The 20389-nt window shown below is 52.3% G+C and carries 13 protein-coding genes; 8 read left to right on the top strand and 5 right to left on the bottom strand.

Annotated elements, in window-relative coordinates:
* The first annotated feature begins 38 nt into the window (after positions 1–38).
* The 4 genes from MKZ12_RS28240 to MKZ12_RS28225 all read left to right on the top strand — a co-directional run bounded on the left by MKZ12_RS28240 (position 39) and on the right by MKZ12_RS28225 (position 7777).
* The gene (locus tag MKZ12_RS28240; protein ID WP_339257834.1) at positions 39–1406 is read left to right on the top strand and encodes a DUF6385 domain-containing protein; all 1368 of its coding nucleotides are present in this window, start codon (positions 39–41) and stop codon (positions 1404–1406) included.
* A gap of 79 nt (positions 1407–1485) precedes the next feature.
* Positions 1486–3771 carry a glycosyltransferase gene (locus tag MKZ12_RS28235; RefSeq protein WP_339257833.1) on the top strand — a complete coding sequence of 762 codons (2286 nt, stop codon included), beginning with the start codon at positions 1486–1488 and terminating at the stop codon, positions 3769–3771.
* A complete protein-coding gene (locus MKZ12_RS28230) occupies positions 3728–5716 on the top strand; it encodes a glycosyltransferase (RefSeq protein WP_339257832.1) in 1989 nt (662 codons plus the stop codon). Before MKZ12_RS28235 ends, MKZ12_RS28230 begins: the two co-directional genes overlap by 44 nt.
* Before the next feature lie 57 nt (positions 5717–5773).
* Complete coding sequence (locus MKZ12_RS28225; protein ID WP_339257831.1) at positions 5774–7777, top strand: glycosyltransferase family 2 protein; 2004 nt, start codon at positions 5774–5776, stop codon at positions 7775–7777.
* Positions 7778–8012: 235 nt separating this feature from the next.
* Here the strand turns inward: MKZ12_RS28225 and MKZ12_RS28220 are convergent, their stop codons facing one another.
* Genes MKZ12_RS28220 through MKZ12_RS28205 form a run of 4 tightly spaced genes read right to left on the bottom strand, consistent with a single transcriptional unit; the run spans position 8013 to position 12517 of the window.
* Positions 8013–8684, bottom strand: coding sequence for a class I SAM-dependent methyltransferase (locus MKZ12_RS28220; protein ID WP_339257830.1), 672 nt, complete (start codon positions 8682–8684; stop codon positions 8013–8015).
* Entirely contained in the window at positions 8681–10222 is a 1542-nt protein-coding gene (locus MKZ12_RS28215; protein ID WP_339238544.1) for a glycosyltransferase, read from the bottom strand. The genes MKZ12_RS28220 and MKZ12_RS28215 overlap by 4 nt, the downstream gene beginning before the upstream one ends.
* A gap of 1 nt (position 10223) precedes the next feature.
* A complete protein-coding gene (locus MKZ12_RS28210; protein WP_339257829.1) occupies positions 10224–11219 on the bottom strand; it encodes a glycosyltransferase family 2 protein in 996 nt (331 codons plus the stop codon).
* Positions 11216–12517, bottom strand: a complete 1302-nt coding sequence (locus MKZ12_RS28205) for a hypothetical protein (protein ID WP_339257828.1) — start codon at positions 12515–12517, stop codon at positions 11216–11218. Before MKZ12_RS28205 ends, MKZ12_RS28210 begins: the two co-directional genes overlap by 4 nt.
* A gap of 468 nt (positions 12518–12985) precedes the next feature.
* Here MKZ12_RS28205 and MKZ12_RS28200 point away from each other — a divergent pair, with 468 nt between their 5' ends.
* From MKZ12_RS28200 to cydC, 4 genes are read left to right on the top strand one after another with little or no spacing between them, the layout of a single operon-like run.
* Positions 12986–14401 (top strand): cytochrome ubiquinol oxidase subunit I, encoded by a 1416-nt coding sequence (locus MKZ12_RS28200; protein WP_339257827.1) that lies wholly within the window; start codon positions 12986–12988, stop codon positions 14399–14401.
* Entirely contained in the window at positions 14346–15401 is a 1056-nt protein-coding gene (cydB, locus tag MKZ12_RS28195; RefSeq protein WP_339257826.1) for a cytochrome d ubiquinol oxidase subunit II, read from the top strand. Before MKZ12_RS28200 ends, cydB begins: the two co-directional genes overlap by 56 nt.
* A 1-nt stretch (position 15402) precedes the next feature.
* A complete protein-coding gene (gene cydD, locus MKZ12_RS28190; RefSeq protein ID WP_339257825.1) occupies positions 15403–17310 on the top strand; it encodes a thiol reductant ABC exporter subunit CydD in 1908 nt (635 codons plus the stop codon).
* A gap of 1 nt (position 17311) precedes the next feature.
* Complete coding sequence (gene cydC, locus MKZ12_RS28185; RefSeq protein ID WP_339257824.1) at positions 17312–19249, top strand: thiol reductant ABC exporter subunit CydC; 1938 nt, start codon at positions 17312–17314, stop codon at positions 19247–19249.
* A gap of 104 nt (positions 19250–19353) precedes the next feature.
* Here cydC and MKZ12_RS28180 read toward each other — a convergent pair whose 3' ends face one another.
* Complete coding sequence (locus tag MKZ12_RS28180) at positions 19354–20313, bottom strand: MraY family glycosyltransferase (protein WP_339261547.1); 960 nt, start codon at positions 20311–20313, stop codon at positions 19354–19356.
* Between the last annotated feature and the right edge of the window lie 76 nt (positions 20314–20389).

Raw genomic sequence — 20389 nt, 5'->3', positions numbered from 1 at the left:
GGATTACACAGATTTGACCAGGGAGGAGGACGAGGCACATGCCTAACTTTACGACGTTTAATACGAATCCGGATAATCTGAGGACGTTGATTTTTGGCCAGGATAGTACAGGCACAGCCCAGCCTGTCAGAACTGATACAAGCGGGAATGTGGTTGGCATTATTTTGGACGGGACCATTAGTAACATCTCAGGTCTGACTACCGTTACAATTAACGCAGGAACCATTACCAACATTCTGAACGGAACCATTACGAGTGTACTTGGAGCGACCATCACGGCAGGTACAATTAACAGTGTGCTGGGAGCCACCGTAACCGCAGGTACATTAACGAATTTGCTCAATGGTACAATCACAAGTGTATTGGGAGCGACGATCACGGCCGGAACGATTACGAGTGTGCTTGGAGCGACTGTAACTGCGGGAACATTGACGAACCTGCTAAATGGTACAATCACAAGTGTACTGGGAGCAACGATTACGGCCGGAACGATTACAAGTGTGCTCGGAGCGACTGTAACTGCAGGGACACTCACCAACTTGCTTGATGGTACACTTACCAGTGTGCTCGGAGCCACGGTGACAGCGGGAACGCTGACAAACTTGCTGAATGGTACAATCACAAGTGTACTGGGAGCGACGATTACGGCCGGGACAATCACGAGTGTGCTCGGAGCGACTGTAACCGCCGGAACATTGACGAACCTGCTAAATGGTACAATCACAAGTGTACTAGGAGCAACGATTACGGCCGGAACCATTACCAGCGTGCTTGGGGCAACCGTAACAGCAGGGACACTCACCAACTTGCTGAATGGTACAATCACAAGTGTACTGGGAGCAACGATCACCGCAGGAACACTAACGAACTTATTGAACGGAACGATCACGAGTGTGCTTGGAGCAACGATCACCGCAGGAACGCTTACGAACTTATTGAATGGAACCATTACAAGTGTCCTTGGTGCAACCGTAACAGCAGGTACGTTGACGAACTTGCTAAATGGTACGATTACGAGCGTGCTCGGTGCTACGATTACGGCAGGGACGCTCAGCAGTGTGACGTCCATTTCACAAAAGAGTTTTCAGGAGTCACAGATCATAAGCACACCTACAGCAAACACCTTCACCGCGCTTCCAGCGGTTACGACCAGTGTATTTGGCACGTATTCTTTCTTTGTATATAACCGGGGGCCAGGTGTAAACCGGGTGGATGCTCTGGTTGAGATCAGTGCCAACGGAACGAACTGGTACACGGATGTGACCACTGTGACTGGCATTTTGTCCGGATCAGTGGACGTACTCGTACCACAGCGTTTTCTCAAATACACACGTCTTTCCTATCGCTCCAGCCTCATTGGTGCACCAAGCACGATTGATGTGTTCTTCAATGGACAAGGCACATAACCCATTTATATTTCATATAGGTACATGGAGTTCCTTTGGTGGACTTCATGTACTTTTTTTGTATTGGAGGTGGTCGCATTTGAAGAACCGTTTGCTTGGAATCCATATGATTGTTCAAAATGAAGAACATCACCTGCCCCGCTGTCTCGACAGTTTGAAGCCTTTCGGCATGGAATGTTTTATCACGGATACGGGTTCCTCTGACCGCACACCCGAGATCGGCAAAACGTACGGAGCAACGGTGTTGCACGCCGACTGGCAAGATGACTTTGCCCAAGCACGAAATATCAGTCTGCCTCTGGCAGGTACAGAATGGGTCCTGTGTCTGGATGCCGATGAGTACGTCAGCCAGGGATTGGAAGAACTGCTGAAATATTTGCCCAAAGTCCATAGAAGCATTTCAAGATTACGAATTACCATAGAGAATCGATACGGTGATGGGGCGGAAGAGCGGGTAATCTGCCAACCAGTGAGACTATTCCGTGCTCATCAGGGATATCAATATGTGGGCCGCGTCCATGAGCAGTTGGTACGCAGTAGCTCATGCAGATTTGGCCAGGATGGGGCCGCTGATATGAATGACAGCAAGATCGCTACACAGGATGAAGAACATTTATTGATGGAGTCGGAACCACTTGCGCCGTTATGTCTGATTCATGATGGATATCTGGCCTCCACAATTGCGAAGGAACATAAACCAAGACGTAATTTAAAGCTAATTGAACGGGAGCTCGCAGATGAGCCTGCACAGCCTTTTCACCTGTACAATCTGGGAGTAACGTATTGCCAGCTTGGTCAGATCGAACAGGCAATTGAAGCGTTCCGTGAATCATTACGTCTCACAGAGCTGCTTGCACCATATCGCCCTACACTGGTTAGAGATTATGCTAAGACCCTTGTAGGAACGGAACGTTATGACGAGGCACATGCAATTCTGGCTGTGGAAAGACAGCGTTATCCAGCCTATGCCGATCTGCACCTGTTGTATGGGGAGACGTTGGAGCACCAAGGTTTGGAGGAAAGTGCATACCAATCCTACGTCCGAGCAACCGAATGTCGGGAGGGACTGCAAGGTAATGAACAGAGTAATGGAGGCGGCGCATTAGACTCGCCATATGTAACGGAAGCAGGTTCCGACAGCTACAGAGCTTATTCCGCGATGGCAAGACTTGCACAGAAACGAGGATTTCTAAAGGAGTCTGCACATCTGTATGAATTGGCATTGGACAGCATGTTTGCGTATGCCCCGGCGTGGGCTGGGTTGGCAGATGTATTGCAGCAATCCGGAGAAACAGATGAGAGCATAACAGAAACATTACTCGCCAGATGCATGGGAATTGTGGAGCCGAGTCAATGCAAATCGATTTGTGGTGAAATGCCTCATTCATATGCAGTGATGCATGAGGATCATCTGGTGCAAGTGATTTATGTTCTGGCAGGCTGCGGAGCATATGAGCAGGCATTGAAAATGCTGGATACAGATGCACGTACTGCTCGTATCAATATAGCGGAACGTATACATTGGATGTTGTGTGCGAATAAGATATCCGAAGCACTGCAATTGGCGGAAGAGCACTGGGGCACGGAATGTGTGAGTGAATTCAACATGCCGGCTGAGCACAGAATGGATTGGGCACTGGCTTGTTGGGCTAATGGATTACGATTAAGCGATACATTCCTCGCAACCTCGCATCCACAGGAAAAAAACATTTGGAAGGTCATGGATCGAGTATTAACTCAGCTGTCCAAAGAGCCGCGAAGCGTTGTACCAGTGCCACAAGAACAGAAGCTTATGCAATGGGGTTCGCAGGCAGAGATAATCGCAGAGAAGGTTGTAGAGCAGGCGTTATATACGGGACAGCTTACGCTTGCCGAGCAACTGCATAAGCTGCGGGCAATGATGGTGAGGGAGCATTGGGGAACTGCTGTAACTTTACGGAGGGAGTTTGCAAGTCTGTTATATCGTCAGGGCTACACCATAGCAGCCGCGAACATCCTGATTCAGTGTATGACCGAGAATGAACTCGATGCCGAAGGATTATTCTGGCTGGGTGAAACGCTGTATGCCAAAGGATACGATGAACAGGCGTTGTCTCTGTTCGAACAGGCACTGGAGCGGGAACCTGATCACCGACAAGCCCGGGCTGGAGCAGCTGTATGTTACATGCGATTGGCCTTGAAGGCGATTCGGCAGGAGTTGGTTCGTTTCCCGTCTGCCGAGATGCTCATTGCACAGCATACTGCGTTGGAACAAAGATTACGTACGGCCGAGGGCATTCCCTGGCGTACGATTTTCCATGCGAAGGAAAGGAGGAATCAGCTTGCGAGCGGAACGAATTTCCTTATGCATGATCGTGAAGGATGAGGAAGAGTTACTGCCTCATTGTCTTGCCAGTGTCCAGGGAGCGGTGGATGAAGTGATCGTAGTGGACACCGGTTCGTCGGATCGTAGCGCAGAGATTGCGCGTCAGTATGGCGCGATGGTGGTGCCATTTGAGTGGTGCGATGACTTTGCCGCAGCACGGAATGCTGGCCTGGAGCAGGCTTCCGGCGACTGGATTCTTTTCCTTGATGCGGACGAGGCGCTCGATAGTGCTGCGCGGGAGCAGATCAGAAGCTGGACGGCGGTCAGCGGATGTGACGGATTGTTTTTAAACATTCATAACTATACAGGTACAGGTCAGCAGGGGGCTACTGTGAATCCGGTACTGCGTCTGTTCCGCAATGCTCCGGGTCATCGGTTTGAAGGTCGAATTCATGAGCAGATTGCGGCGGCGATCTGTCGGATTAACCCTGAAGCTGCATTTCATGTAACGGACATGATCATCCATCATTATGGGTATCAGACGGCAATTGTGGAGCGCAAAGATAAGGTGAACCGCAATGTTCGCCTGCTGGAACAGGCAGTGGAGGAAGAACCGGATCAGCCGTTCCATCACTATAATCTGGGGGTCGAGTATCTGCGTGTAGGGGAAGCGGAGCGGGCATTGGAGACGTTTGGTGTGGCTCGGATGGGGATTGATCCTGCGGTGACCAGTTACGCGCATCTGCTGTTCAAATATGAAGTTCGTTGTCTTCAGCATCTGAATCGCTGGCAGGAGGCCTTGGATCGCATTGGTGCTGCGCTTGAACTCTTCCCAGAATACACGGATCTCATGCACCATCGCGGGGTATGTGCAGACGCATTGGGGGATACAGATCGGGCAGAGTATGCGCTACGTGAAGCTATTCGCATGGGTCCGCCTCCGCCCATATACCATACGGAAGAAGGCATCGGAACCTATCAGACGTGGTATACGTTAGGGCGATTACTGGAAGGAAGGGCCGATCTGGAGGGTGCAGTGGATGCTTACGTGGAAGCGGTGCGCGCCAAATCCAGTCTGCTGCCGCCACTCTATCGGATATTCCGTATTATGCGAGTTTCTGGTCAGGAACATCAGATTCCAGAGCTGGTGAGGGAGCGTTTTGCACTCAGTTCAGAAGAGGCTATACACAAAGTATTGGGCATTCTGGAGCAATCCCGTTGTTATGATGCGGCCCTGCAATTATTACCTGGTGTGTCTTCACAACACAACGGAGAAATGAGGGAGCGTTTATCCGTAGCGGAGGCGATGCTCCAAATCCAGCAAGGCAGATGGAACAAGGCGCGTCTGAAACTGGAACCTGTGAGGCGCAAAAAAGGGTTGCTTGCCGCCTCATCTGCCCGATGGCTCGAACGTTTGGAGTGGATCGAGGGGAAGGAAGTTAGCGGAGATGATCCATTAACGTTATGGTTGAAGCGTAGTTCGCAGATGGGTGAAGCAGTTACTAACAATGAAGAAATTGCTGTACAGACAGGGCGAACCTTGGGTCTGAGAGCGACAATGAAGAAGAGCATGGACTCCCGCATGGACGGAACAGTTGCAGGAGCAGAGTACGATGGCTGGCAGGCTTTTGGACTGATGATGGAAGGGTGTGTACAGTCAGGACGATGGAAAGAGCTGCATAGCCTGATTCAGATGTGCCAACAGCAATTGTCCGGAGAAGGGGTATCGTCAGAAGAGAGCGCTCCCGTAGGAGAGAAGGAGAAAGAGGAAAGGAAGAGGAGCGAGAAGGAGATGGGTAGGGACAAAGGGGAAGAAAAGGGGCCATTCCCTGGATCTTTGGATACGCTGATGGGAACCAGTTGGCTGGTGAAAGGATTGGTCAGCGCTGCGGATCATCATCTGGAGGTATTCGCACAGCCTGCAGATGGACAGCGGCATCGTTGTTGGCCTGTCGTTCAGCATATTCGGCTGGAGTTACCGGGAGCGGACGGGTTTGAGAGCTGAGAGGGATCAGGTAGGTGAGGGGTGGTGGAGAATGTGGGGTCGGAGATTAGCTTGTGCATGATCGTGAAGGATGAAGCGAGGTCACTCCAGCGGTGCTTGAATGCAGTCAGGGATGTTGTGGATGAGATCATCGTTGTGGACACAGGCTCGGTAGACGATACACCTGAAATTGCGCGTCTCCATGGTGCCGTTGTCATCCACGCGGAATGGAAGGGTGACTTCAGTAAAGCCCGTAATCTGTCGCTGGCCGCAGCTACGAAACCGTGGATTCTGGTGCTTGATGCAGATGAGGTATGGGTACAGACCCCGCAGATGAAGGCAGAACTCGTGCAGTTGTTAGCAGCAAGCAGAGACGACGTATGGGGATATTGGATACAGGTCACGAGTCTGCTGGGTGTGTCCGGTGAAGAGCGCGTGACGGATGCGGTATGTCGATTGTTCCGTAATGATTCCCGAATTGCTTTTCAGGGCAGAATTCACGAAGAGATTGCTTCTTCGATCATGGCACTCGCTCCGCAAGGCGTACTTCATTCTGGACTTGAGGTCATGCATTACGGATATCTGGAGCAGGTGATCAATGCCAAACATAAAGGTGCACGCAACATGCAGTTGATCCGTTCCGCGTTGAATCAGGAGGGAAATCAACCGGAGCTGTTATATGCTCTGGCTGCCGAATGGTTTCAGCAAGCGAAGTATGATGAAGCACTCCGGTTGTTACAGCCCTTATTAGCGCAGCTTATGCCGGATTGTGGATATCACTCGGATCTGGTGCTGAAAACGGCTTACGCCTGGCGAGAGATTGGCAGCCCGGAACGCGCGCTTGCTGTGGTGGAAGCGTGGGCGCCGGTGTATGAGGATTTTCCGGATTTGTTGGAACTTGGTGCTGTACTTGAACTGGATCAAGGAAGAGAGGACGTGGCCCTGGACTGGTTAAAACAGGCTAAATTGGCTGCTTCCACAGCCAGCAGATATACATCCGTCTCTGGTGCTGGAACCTACCGAAGCCTGACGCTGGAAGGAATGGCACATGAGCGGGGTGGCCGCTGGGCAGAGGTAGAAGCGGCATACACGGCGGCGCTGGGCGTGCAACCCGGCAGCTTGCCTGCATGGCAGCGGCTGTTGTTGCTGGCCGCTGCCACTGGGCGGCCACACGCAATCGCAGGCGTAGCCGCCCGAGTAAGCTTGCCGCCTGCGGCATGGCAAGCACTGATCGCGGCCGCGCTGGCTGCGCATCGGCCGGAGTGGCTGCTGCGCCATGCGGCGGCGCTTGCGGGCCCGCTGCGGGCACAGCCGCTGGCCGCCGGGCTTGCGCTCGCCCAGCTGGGCGAGGACGCTGCCGCTCGGGCGGCTTTGCAGCTCTGGGCGGTGCATGCGCAGCACGGGCAAGAGGCGGCCCTGGCGCTGTGGGCGCTGGGCCACAAGCAGCCCGGCAGGCGCAACGCCAGAGCGGCAGCTCGCCAGCAGGCTGGGCTGCCCGCTGCGGCCCACACCGCCGAGGCGCTGCTGCAGCGCGGGGCCATGGCTCGCAGCAGCGGCATGGCGTCTAGCCCGCCCGGCGATGCAACGCCCGGCGGCTCTGCCGCGCCTGCGGCTTGCGTGCTCGCAGCGGCGCAAGCGCTCGCCGGCGTGGGCGCCTGGGCCGCATGGCTGCGCCTGCTGCAAGCCCTGCCGCCCCGCGGCGCGCTGGCGTTGCTCGCAGCGCTTCCGCCTGCGGCACGCTGCGGGTTGCTGCGAGCACCCGCGGGCGTCCGCGAAGGGCTGCTTGCGCTATGCGGCACGCCTGACGGCGCGCAGCAGCCCCGCACGGACGCGGTGCCCACCCCGGAGCGCGTCGCTCACGCACTCCTTGCGGGCACGCTCGCGCTGCTCGCCGGGCGGCAGAACCTGGCACGTGAATGGGCCGAATCGGCCCAACTCACTGCGCGGCAATCTGCCGCCACAGGTCGCCCGGCGACGACCATTCCGCCGGGCCTGCACATCCTGCTGCGCCTGACAGCACCCGGCGCAGCCTCTGCCGATGCGTATACCAACCAGTGCAACATGTTACTGGTACACCTATAATTTCACTTATCACTTATCACTTATCACTTATCGTTATCTTTTATCTGTTATCTAACTTCTAATTTTAATTTTAATTTCTAATCCATAGTCCCTAAATCCCAGTCCCACCCCCCAATCTGTAACCCCGATCTTTTTCTCAATCCATCTCCGATTGAAAGTGCAAAAGCAACGGAGCTACCGGTCTTCGGAGCATTCCCCGAACCGTGCATGGTTCCGTTGCCAATAGATCGGTGCCTTAACCTTTGCATATCACCGCTCGAAAACAGCGAATCGGCGCGCCGTACATGTCAGACCAGATCGCATCGTTCGGCTCTTCCACATTCAGCTTATCCTTAATGTTTAGTCCGGTAACGGCCATGATTGTCTCCAGCAGATCAGGGCGCATCTCGGGTACATCGAAGGTAGCGATCAGCTGTCCGTTTGGCTTCAGCACGCGGGCGAACTCACGAAACGCTCGCAGCATTGTGCCCGTATCCAGATGCTCCAGGACAGAGATACAGAACACCCGATCAAATTTACCCGACTCGTACGGAAGCTGGGCCAGATTGGCCTTTGCACGGTGCAATCGGACGAGCGTGGATTCCGGCAGATCCTGAGCGGCCAGCTCGCCAAAATCAGAAGCGATATCCAGTCGTATCGCCTCTTCAGACAAAATGCGTTCATCCCAATCACAGGCGTGAACCTCGCGGCAGTGTTCGGCAAGCCAGAATTTGAACGGATGGGAGATGCCGCAGGCTGCATCAAGGACCACATCGTCTGGACGTGCAAACCGCCGGGCCCATTCATATTCGTAGGGACGGCTCCACCATGCCGGATGCAGGGGGAAGACCAATGTGTCCGTTTTAGGGTCACTTTGCCTAATGTATCTTGATTCCATGAATTCCGTTGCCTTGGGCGTATCCATCATCCCCGAATTCCCTCCTTTAATCCTGTCTCTGCCAAAAAAGATTCCAACACCGTGCTCCACCGGCTCCGCCACTTGGCAAGATCATAAGACAGTGCGGTCTCGCGCGCATAGATTCCCAGTCGTTCCCGCTCGGCCCGATCCTGTACGAGACGTACCAGGGCGGCGGTTAATTCCTGCTCGCCAGGAGGTACCAAAAGCCCGTTAAAACCATCCTGAATCAGATCATTCAATCCGCCGACATTGGAGGCAATCACCGGAAGTCCACAGCTCATCGCTTCCAGACAGGCATAGGAGGTACCTTCCGAGAACACGGTTGGAATTACGGCGATATCTGCCTGATGGTAGGCCTCCCGAATGTCCCGGAAATCATACGTACGCTGGGTAATCCGCTCCGCATGTGGATGAGTACGATGCCAATAACGAAAGGCTCTCCCGACCGTACTGCCTTCAACCAGTTCCCCGGCAAATTCAATCTCCAGATCCGGAAAAGCCCCCAGCAGCTTATCTGCTGCCAGCATCATGGGAATAATGCCCCGTTCCATGCTGATGCGACGCGGATATATAATGCGAATTGGGCGGGGAGGGGTCAAGCGGATATCCATAGTTTTCTGTTCAACCTGTTCCTGAATCGGAACATTAACCTGATAATCAGCATCTGCTGATATTACAATATCGGTAGCCCAATCCGTTGAATTCAGGTGGTGACGAGCAACCGTAGACGATCCGCCGACTACCTCGGCTTTTTCCAGCTTTGATAACTCCAAATGGTGACCTACCGCTCCCTTCTCATCTCGTTCTTGATCGCTATCTGTATCCCCACCTCCATCTCCGTTAGCCTTCCCACTGTATGCTCCATCACCACTCGGTCCAACCTTGCTTTCCACAGCTTTCATCCCGGATATAACTGCACCGGCATTCTCCTCATGACTCGCCAGATCGGTCTTCCATGCGGCAAGCCATTCGTCTTCCTGTTCCTGCTCGAAGGTTCGTGTTGGCGGGGCAGGTGTGAAATAGGACGTATCCACTGCATTGGGAATCAGGACAACCTGCCTTGGATCGGTATAGGTGCACGCAGCCCGGCAAAAGGTCTGGAAATGGGAATCCACGGATACAATGCGCACGAGTCCATCCAGAGCGAGTTGAATATGTTCCGCCACTTGTTGTTTGGTCTCCAGTGGCAGTCCGGGACGATCCCAGTTAATGCCGTGACAGATGCCAAGACTGCCCGGTTTGTAGGTGATGGGCTGCCACAGACAGCTTGCATAGATCACTGGGCCGCGTGCCGCGGCTGCCATTCGATCAAAGGCTTCCGGTACATTATCCATGTCGTACGAATAACCGAATACGTCAATCTGCTCCGTCCGAGTCTGGAATGCTTCAAAATAGGACAGTTGATGAACCTCGGGAATATGTCCGAGTCCGCGGATGACACTGCACAGATCCAGGATATACCGCTCCAGCCCACCACCGAATACCCGACCAAATTCCCGGTTATACCCGTCGGTGAAGCTATGTGTCAGAATACTCACCACGCCCATCTCACGGTCCCTCCTTCCAGGGAATCAGCCGAGGTTCCGGATCGAGAATCGACTCGTAATGTGCAAGATTGCCCCACTCACCGCTGGGATCAATGCGCTTGTAACGCAAATATTTACGGACCCGGTCCTCCAGACTGCCTGCCCAGCCGAGATGTTGAACCTTCAGTTCCGTGCTGACTCCGGGCAATACGGTGCAGGACAAGGGAAGACGGGGAACATGATGATTCTGTTGTGGATAAAAATAAGGATATCCAGGCATATAACGTACAAGTGAAGCGGTATGCCGCTTGTGCAGACACCAGAGATCATCTTCCCGATAATGGGTTCGGCCACCCCACATATCATAGAAACGGAAGGCAAACCAGTCTGCATATTCCTGATTAATCAGCGTGCGTATGGCTTTCTTGGCCTCTGTGCTGTAGAGCTCATCCGCATCAACCGATAGCAACCAGTCGGGACGTGTTCCCGCCGCCGCTTGCCATAAGGTGTTGCGAAGTCGCCATTCCTCGGCGAACAGCGGTTTCTCCAATACCTCCAGGCGGACCACCTTCGGATAAGCTTTGCATAGCTCCGGGGTTCCGTCTGTGCTGGCATCGTCTACAATCACGATCTCATCCACGAACTCACTCAGATCATGCAATACTTCTTCAAGGTATCGGCCGCGTTCATTGCGAACCTGGAGCATGGCGGTCAGCTTGTTGCCTTTGCTTTTGCGAACTCGACGGATGGAGAAGGGCTCTTTGAATGCACTCGTTTCCTCTTGTGATACAGCAGCATCCTGTTCACCCTGACCTTGTTCACCGCCCCAGTGATGCACCTGGCTTCGGATGTTCTGCGCTGGATGTGCATGATTCGGCGGTTGATCGCCTTCTCCCGATGCGTCTGTATGTGTCAGATCCACTGTTACCGTTGGCGTGTAAGTGGTTTCGGTTCGGATATTCCTGTGCACCATAGGCCCATTCAACTGTTGTCTGCGTTTCTTCGGGTCCAGCATCATGGCACCTCCCCAAGCAATTGCTGTACGGCATGATCCAACAATTCCAGCTCGACAATCCGGGCGAGCGCATCTTCATCCTCCAGTGCCGTTTCGAGAAAATGTCTGACTGCCCCGTGTCTGTCGCCTCGCAGGGCCAGCACACTTCCGGATAATTGCTGATAATCCCTGCGACTGGCATCATCCTGAATATCGACTGCATGAACCAGCGCCAGTGCCTCTTCCACGCGACCTGTCTCCTGATAAATGCGGAATTTCCAATGTCTCGCGGTTTCTCCACCAAGTTCTTCTAGGGTGCGCAGCGCGGTTCCATAATCATCGTTCATACGTAGTAATTCCGCACGTACAAGTTGATCTTCTCCTGCCTCCAACCAGCGACATAACTGTTCATAATGATGTCGTTCCTGTTCGTCGGCTGCACTAATTCCGTACACCAGCAAGGCGTCCTCCAACTGTCCGGCCCGGGCATGGATGGCAGACAGGAAGCGATAGTGGGAGATCACACAATCACTTCGACCATTCAGGACCGCTTGGGTGAATGCCTCTTGTAATGATTGGATGGCCCGAGAATCTTCAAGCAAGTACTCATAGGCTGCCAGCAAAAAGGATATGGTCTCATGCGCCCCTGCTTTGGCTCGAAGCTGGCGATAGAAATCAGCACGTACACTGCATTGAAGCAGGGTAACGCTATCCGGAGTGCCTGACAGGATCTGCCGCAGCGCATGCAGGAAGAACAGTTCGTAGTCCCGGAGAGGGACTTCGAGATTATCCTTTTGCACCGTACCCGCTTGTGAAGGATCTTCGCCTCCCAGCCAGATGGCGCGTACGCCTTGGAATAATAGCTTCATATATCGTGTTTCGGAGGATGTACCTACCAGATCAGCGATACCCACCAGTTTGGAAATACTGCTTTCCCACAGGGGAGAAGAGGCTTCGTCTCCGACAGGCTCAGGGAGCAGGACAATACATAGCTCTGGTTCCAGCGAAGCTGCAGCCATGAGCCAGTAGGGATGAGTGACCACTGCCACGGTACGCGGCTCCATCAATAGCTGCTCGGCTTCAGGTAAGGAGATTACAGTGATCACCGCAGGTACATCCTCTGTTTGCGTCAGACTGCTGACATAGTAGACCTCGCCCTCAATCGATAGCAGTGCAGCAATATCGGGATAGGGAAAGGATGACCATCCTCCTTTGCGAGGGAAGAGAACATAACGGACAGGGGGCTGTTCTGCGACAGCTGCACGGGCCTTATCCGAACTGGCTTCGGAGTCTTCACTTGGTAACGGCGCATGTTTTTCCATGAATCGTTCACCTCACCTTGACTGTAATAAGGAGCGTCCTTCACTATGCATGTGCTTCATGCTTCCACTTCATATGTAAAGCCCTCACGGCACTTCGCATGATATGCCTGAGACTAACATATGGGCATTCCGTCCCAAACATGAGTATCTTCCATGAATAGATGAAGTAGGCAAGCCATTATAGAGCTTCCCTAAGCACCAATCCTCTAATTTCGGCGTCATTACACCTTCTCGATATTGTAAAAAAGATATTTGAATTCGCACTACAAAAGGCTGATTTTTATCTTTTGTGTGACCAGGATCACTTTTTTTTGCTCTAAACACGGAGATTGTGATAATTCTCACATGTATAAAATAGGGAATCTGGCACAATACGTTCATCAACGTATTTGGCGGACAGACAGCGAAGGTGCAGCTTCAATGCCAAATACGCATACTGCGAAGTGAACAGAAAGAAGGGGTAACGGTATGGATCCGATTATGTTATCGCGTATCCAATATGCACTTACAACGATTTTCCATTTCTTCTTTGTCCCGCTATCCATCGGTCTTGTGCTGTTGGTTGCAATCATGGAGACGTTGTACGTTGTTAAGGGGAAGGAAATCTACAAAACGATGGCCAAGTTCTGGGGCAAGCTGTTCCTGATTAACTTTGCCGTCGGGGTTGTCACAGGTATTCTGCAAGAATTCCAGTTCGGCATGAACTGGTCCGAGTACTCCCGGTTCGTGGGGGACGTGTTTGGTGCGCCACTGGCGGTTGAAGCGTTACTCGCGTTTTTCATGGAGTCTACATTTATTGGGCTGTGGATATTCGGATGGGATCGTTTGTCCAAAAAAGTGCATCTGGCCTGCATCTGGCTGGTGTTTGTCGGCACATTCCTGTCCGCGCTGTGGATTCTGGCAGCCAATTCATTTATGCAGCATCCCGTCGGGTTTGAGATCAACAACGGCCGAGCCGAGATGAATGATTTCCTGGCACTGATCACGAATGGTCAGCTTCTCGTTGAGTTCCCACATACGATTTTTGGGGCATTGATGACAGGTGCCTTCGTTGTCACCGGGATCAGTGCTTACAAATTGATGAAGAAGCAGGATGTGGAGATCTTCCGCAAATCGTTTAATATTGCGATCATCATTGGACTCGTTTCTTCATTGGGTGTAGCTTTCTCCGGGCATTTCCAGGCGCAATATCTGGTGGAGACACAGCCGATGAAGATGGCAGCCAGTGAAGGCACATGGACGACGACAGAAGATCCGGCACCATGGACGGTAGTTGCTTTTATCGATCCAGACAAACAGGAGAATACCGGTGAGATCAAAATCCCTGGATTGCTCAGTTACCTGTCCTACAGCAAGTTCTCCGGCAGTGTCACAGGCATGAAGGAGCTTCAAGCCGAGTATGAGCAGACGTATGGACCGGGGAATTACATCCCGCCGGTACGAACAACGTTCTGGAGTTTCCGCATTATGATCGCAGCAGGTGGCTTAATGATTTTGTTATCCCTGTATGGTACGTTTCTGGCCATGCGCAAGAAGCTGGAGATTGCAGGAAAGTGGTTCATGCGTCTGATGGTAATTGCTATTTCTCTGCCATTTATCGCTAATACATCTGGTTGGATCATGACCGAGGTTGGCAGGCAGCCGTGGACAGTGTTTGGCTATATGACGACCGAAGCCGGTGTCTCACCGAACGTATCCGCAGGAATGATCCTGTTCTCGACCATTGCTTTTACCGCCGCGTATACGGTTCTTGGAATCGTGATGGTATACCTGTTCGTACGTGAGATCAAGGCAGGGCCATTTGCGGTTGATAAGCCGGAAGATCACGATGAGTCGGCCGATCCGTTCGGCGTGGATGGAGGTTATTCCGTTGTCACTAAGTGAGTTGTGGTTTTTGCTGATTGCCGTATTGTTTGTCGGTTTCTTCTTTTTGGAAGGTTTTGATTTTGGAGTGGGGATGTCTACAGGCATTATTGCCAAATCGGACCGTGAACGCCGGACCCTGATCAACTCGATTGGTCCCTTCTGGGATGGTAACGAAGTATGGCTGATTACAGCAGGGGGTGCCATGTTTGCTGCCTTCCCGCACTGGTATGCCACGATGTTCAGTGGTTTCTACCTGCCGCTTGTGGTCGTATTACTCGCCTTGATTGGTCGCGGGGTTGCCTTCGAATTCCGCAGTAAAATGAAACAGCAGCGTTGGCGCAAAACATGGGATATCATCATTGTGGTATCCAGCGCGCTCCTGCCTTTCCTGTTCGGCGTAGTCTTTGCCACGTTCATGAAGGGTCTGCCCATTGATGGGGAGATGCAGTTGCGCGCAGGATTCTTGGATATCGTTAATCCGTACACTGTAATTGGTGGTTTGAGCGTAACCCTGCTGTGTCTGGTTCATGGATTGCTGTTTGCCTCCCTACGAACAGTCGGGGAACTCAGAGAGCGTGCCTTGAATACAGCGCAAAAATTGATGCTACCGCTGGCTGTACTGCTTGCCGTGTATGCAATATTGACGTATTTCATGACCGATGTGTTCGCCGTTCGCGGCTGGGCACTGTGGATCATGGTTGTACTTGGTGCAGTTTCACTTGCGCTTGCGGCATACTTCATTCGTCAGAAGCGTGAAGGTTGGGCTTTTGGTATGACAGGTGCTGTGATTGCGATTGCCTTTGCTTCGGTATTTATCGGACTGTTCCCAAGAGTGATGGTGAGTTCCTTTGGAGCGGCATATGACCTGACCGTATACAATGCGGCATCTGGTGCGTATTCCTTGAAAGTCATGACCATTGTAGCTTGTACACTGCTGCCATTTGTTCTTGGGTATCAGATCTGGAGTTATTATATCTTCCGCAAACGCCTGAACGAGCAGCACCACCTGGAGTACTGATATGGGACGGGGGCTGCTGAAGCTGCCGGGCATCCGGCCAGTACTCGCGCTGGCATCAGCGCTGGTACTGCTACAGGCGATGACGATCATTATGCAAGCCAAATGGTTGGCACAAGCCATCACGGCATTGTTTGAAGGTTCATCCGTAACGGAGCAGTACCCGGTACTGCTGCTGTTCCTGGCTGCTTTTGCCGCCCGATACGCTCTATCCTTCTGGTTACAACTCGTGACATCACGATATGCGGAGAGGACAGGGACTGATCTGCGCAGACAGATGGTGGAGCAGTGGTTCAGACTTGGGCCGCGTTATGCCAAGACCGAGGGCACAGGCCATCTGGTTACACTGGCACGTGAGGGCACCGCTCAATACAAGACGTATCTCGAACTGTTCATTCCTCGTATGCTGGGCATAGGATTCACACCCATCGTCATTTTGCTGTATGTGTTCAAGCTGGATATGATGTCCGGGGTTATTTTGATGCTGACACTCCCGATCCTAATCGTGTTCATGATTCTGATTGGCCTCGCAGCTCAGCGTAAGATAGACGGACAATTCAGATCCTACAAAGCGCTCGCTAACCATTTTGTCGATACCCTGCGTGGGCTGGAGACGCTAAAAACATTGGGACAGAGCAAAACACATGAAGGCTCCATTGTGCGGGTCAGTCAGCGGTATCGGAAAGCAACGATGTCTACCCTGCGCATGGCCTTTCTTTCTTCGTTTGCACTCGACTTCTTCACCATGCTGTCCGTTGCTTCCGTGGCGGTTGGTCTGGGATTACGTCTGACAGAAGGTCATATGCTGCTCGGTCCTGCGCTGACGGTACTGATTCTCGCACCCGAATATTTCCTGCCTGTACGTATGCTCGGCGCTGATTATCACGCCACATTGGACGGTAAGGAAGCCGGAGCGGCCATTAATCAGGTGATCGAACGGGGTAGAGCCGCTGAACAGAAACAGAAGGAAGTCTATGTTAATGTTGTTCCGCATGCGGTTACGGCAGAGGACGAAGCAGGATCTACACCATCATTAACTTCGGGTAAAAGGAAAGTCGGCATCTCGACCATACGTGTCGTGTTGAGTGACAACATGGCTGCGGTGCACCCTGATCTTGATCCCGATGCTATTCCTGAGTTGGATTCTTCCTTTTCCTCCAGATCCTCTTGGAATGAGAATAGTAGACTCGCACTTACGGATGTACAGGTACGGCATGAGGATGAAGGTCCATATTCGCTAAAGGATGTCACATTTCAGATCACAGGTCTCGGCAAAATCGGTATTATTGGCGCCAGCGGAGCAGGCAAGTCCACATTAATTGATGTATTGGCTGGCTTCCAGTTACCTACTTCGGGTCAAGTACTGGCTAACGGACAGCCGGTTACATCGGATATGCTCGAATCCTGGCGAAGCCAGACGGCAGCGATCCCGCAGCATCCGTATATCTTTAGTGGAAGCCTGGCCGATAACGTTCGTTTCTACATGCCGGAGGCTTCGGATGCGGAGGTGGCCAAAGCAGTTAGCGCTGCCGGATTAACCAAGTTACTGTCCTCATTATCCGGTGGGCTGCATGAGCCTATTGGGGCTGGCGGCAGACAGCTCAGTGGTGGGCAGGAGCAACGGGTGGCAATGGCAAGAGCCCTGCTGAGCAAACGAAACATTCTGCTGCTCGATGAACCGACAGCACATCTGGATGTGGAAACAGAGTATGAACTGAAACAGACGATGCTGCCGCTGTTCGAAGGCAAACTTGTATTTTTGGCTACCCATCGTCTGCACTGGATGCCGCATATGGATCGGATTATTGTTATGGATGGCGGCACGGTGGCAGAGACAGGAACACATCAGGAACTGCTAGCAAGGCAAGGTGTATATTATCAGATGATTCAGGCACAGATGGAGGCGATATAACATGAAGTCCGGATATGAACATATGGAGACCGTCCGTAACGGCAAAGAAAAAAATAGCTGGATTGCTCCGTATGTGGCACAGTACCGCTGGAGATTCATCGCAGTCATTGCGTTAGGCACTTGTGCTGCACTGTGTGCGGTACTGCTGCTGTTTACCTCCGGATTTCTGATCTCCAAGTCTGCGCTGCGTCCTGAAAATATTCTGATGGTATATGTCCCCATCGTAGGTGTACGTGCATTTGGAATATTCCGCGCGGTGTTTCGATATATCGAGCGCTTGGCAGGACATGATGCCGTACTGCGGGTATTGGCCGATCAACGGGTGAAATTATATCGCATTCTGGAGCCACAGGCCCTGTTCTTGCATTCTCGCATGCAGACCGGAGATGTACTTGGAGCACTCGCCGATGATGTGGAGCGGTTGCAGGATATTTATCTACGTACCGTCTTTCCCGCTGTAACTGCGCTTGTAATGTACGGCGGGGCTGTGATTGCTTTTGGCAATGTGGATCTGGGATTTGCGGTGTGGATGGGCTTGTATATGTTATTCCTTGTTGCCGCGCTACCTGCGATTTCCCTGAAAGTGACGTGGAAATGGCGTGTGCGGCTAAAAAAAGAAAACAGCAGGTTGTATACCCGTCTGACTGACGGTGTGCTTGGACTGGGAGATTGGCTTGCAAGTGGACGAGCAACCGAATTTGTTCAGCAGCAGGAAGAGGCGGAAGAACAGGTCGACATGGTTCGTCGCAAGTTGCGACGTTGGACACGTTGGCGTGATCTGATGGCCCAGTATGTCATTGGCTTGATGGTCGTATCAGTTACAGTATGGGCCGGAAATGCCGCTTCTGTCGGACAATTACCTGTCGTGATGATTGCTGCTTTTGTGTTGGTGTTATTTCCGCTCACGGAAACACTTCTGCCTGTAGGGGATGCTGTGGAGCATCTTCCACAGTACCAGGAATCACTGGACCGCTTAAAACAGCTGGAAGGGAAATCGGATCTTCAGGGGCAGACGGGAGTGGATGATGTTGGCGGAACAGGCGAGTCGATCTCTGAAGTAAAAAACAGCAAACTTGCGGCTAGACAACCATCAGAATCCTTACCCGCTACAGATGATACTCAACACAGACGAATTCGTCTGCGCATTCCGCCCAAACTAAGAGCAGACATCGAGATCAATCGCGTTAGTTATCGCTATGCACCGGATGATCCTTACGCTGTGCAGGATATCTCCCTTCATTTGCCGCAAGGCAAACGATTAGCTATCCTTGGGCGAAGCGGTGGCGGCAAGTCGACCTTGTTGAAGCTCATTCAGGGTGCCTTGCTTCCGTCTGCGGGGAACATTCTGATCAATAATGCACCTGTGCAGACGCTGGATGAGAGTGTGCCTGATGTCATCGCAGTGCTGAATCAGAGCCCACACCTGTTCGATACCACGGTAGCCAATAATTTACGGATTGGTCGTCCACATGCAACGGATGAGGAGATTCGTCAGGTGGCTGCCCAAGTCGGTTTATCCGGTCTGATTGAATCCTTGCCGCAGGGATATGATACACCGATGCTGGAGACGGGTCTGCGTTTCTCAGGTGGGGAAAGACAACGAATTGCACTTGCCCGGGTACTGCTCCGGGAGACACCTGTTGTGATATTCGATGAACCAACCGTGGGGCTTGATCCCGTGACGGAACGTGAACTGATGCGCACCATTCTGGACAGCTTGCAAGGCAAAACGATGATCTGGGTCACCCATCACCTGATTGGTGCGGAACAGATGGACGAACTTATTTTTATGGAAAATGGACAGATTGCCATGCAGGGTTCTCACGAACAACTGCTGGTCGGGGAAGAGCGATACCGCCGTCTCATTGAACTTGATCGGCCGGGATGGACAGGGCGGCAGCAACATGAACAACCGTTGCCGCCGGCGGCTTCGAGATAAGTGTGAGCCAGTGAGCGCGAATCAGATAAACATAACAAAGAGACGAGCCAAGAAATCTTGGACTCGTCTCTTTTTCTAGGATATGACCGCGTTGTTGCGGATACTTACATCTCTACCAACATCAATATGATGGAGGAAAGGCACAGACAAGTGCTGATGAGATAGAGCACAGCAACCACCTGTTTGTGATTCAATCCGGCACGCAGCAGTCGATAATGGGCTTGACTCGCATCGGCCTGGTAGATTGCTTTACCTTGAATGAAGCGTTTGATCACGACAAAGATGTTATCGAAGATTGGTACACCGAGCGCCAAAATTGGAATGAAGATGGACAACATGGTCGCTTGTTTGAATGCACCATCCAGAGCGATAACCGCCAGAATGAAGCCGAGGAACGTAGCACCTGCATCACCCATAAACACTTTGGCAGGAGCTTTGTTGTACTTCAGATAACCTATTGTCACACCAACCAGAGTGATCGACATGAGTGCGGAGTCACTTTGTCCTTTGGCCAGGGCCACGATGAACAAGGTAATCGCCGAAATGGCCGATAATCCGCCGGCCAGTCCGTCCATGCCGTCCGAGAAGTTGATGACGGTTGTCACTCCAAAGATCCAGAGGATCGTGAGAATGAATTGCAGCCAGATCGGGAGCATAACATATTCCGCGTTGAAGGGATTCACGAATCCGGTGAACGCAATGCCTGAAGCAAATACGAGCACTGCTGCAGAGACTTGTACGAGCATCTTGGGCAAGGCAGGAAAATCTTTGCCTTTTGTTTTGTACCAGTCGTCGACGGTACCAATCGTTAGCAGAAGCATACCACCAGCGACCAGAGCCGCCGTTTCCCATGTGATTTCTTTGGTCAGAGCAATGTATGTCAGGAAAAATCCAGTAAATATCGCGTAACTCGCCGTGAGCGGGATCGGTTGCCTGTGCAGCTTACGCTCCACATCCTCCCGGGGCTTGTCCACAAAATCGAGCCGGTGAGCCAGTCGACCAAGCGGCGGAATAAGCAGAACCACGACAGCAAAAGACACTATAAAAGCCAGTATGTATACCATAAACTCGCTTGTTTCACTCCCATCTACCAATTTCTCCTTATTATACGAGTTAAACAGGAAATCTGTCGATGTCATT

It is taken from the genome of Paenibacillus sp. FSL R5-0713, from assembly GCF_037973325.1.
Taxonomy (GTDB): domain Bacteria; phylum Bacillota; class Bacilli; order Paenibacillales; family Paenibacillaceae; genus Paenibacillus.
This window is presented reverse-complemented; position numbering and strand designations above follow the sequence as displayed.

Coding starts and splice junctions, on each gene's coding strand:
- MKZ12_RS28240 (WP_339257834.1), top strand. CDS start 39: ATGCCTAACTTTACGACGTTTAATACGAATCCGGATAATCTGAGGACG.
- MKZ12_RS28225 (WP_339257831.1), top strand. CDS start 5,774: ATGATCGTGAAGGATGAAGCGAGGTCACTCCAGCGGTGCTTGAATGCA.
- MKZ12_RS28220 (WP_339257830.1), bottom strand. CDS start 8,684: ATGATGGATACGCCCAAGGCAACGGAATTCATGGAATCAAGATACATT.
- MKZ12_RS28215 (WP_339238544.1), bottom strand. CDS start 10,222: ATGGGCGTGGTGAGTATTCTGACACATAGCTTCACCGACGGGTATAAC.
- MKZ12_RS28210 (WP_339257829.1), bottom strand. CDS start 11,219: ATGATGCTGGACCCGAAGAAACGCAGACAACAGTTGAATGGGCCTATG.
- MKZ12_RS28205 (WP_339257828.1), bottom strand. CDS start 12,517: ATGGAAAAACATGCGCCGTTACCAAGTGAAGACTCCGAAGCCAGTTCG.
- MKZ12_RS28200 (WP_339257827.1), top strand. CDS start 12,986: ATGGATCCGATTATGTTATCGCGTATCCAATATGCACTTACAACGATT.
- cydB (WP_339257826.1), top strand. CDS start 14,346: ATGAGTCGGCCGATCCGTTCGGCGTGGATGGAGGTTATTCCGTTGTCA.
- cydD (WP_339257825.1), top strand. CDS start 15,403: ATGGGACGGGGGCTGCTGAAGCTGCCGGGCATCCGGCCAGTACTCGCG.
- cydC (WP_339257824.1), top strand. CDS start 17,312: ATGAAGTCCGGATATGAACATATGGAGACCGTCCGTAACGGCAAAGAA.
- MKZ12_RS28180 (WP_339261547.1), bottom strand. CDS start 20,313: ATGGTATACATACTGGCTTTTATAGTGTCTTTTGCTGTCGTGGTTCTG.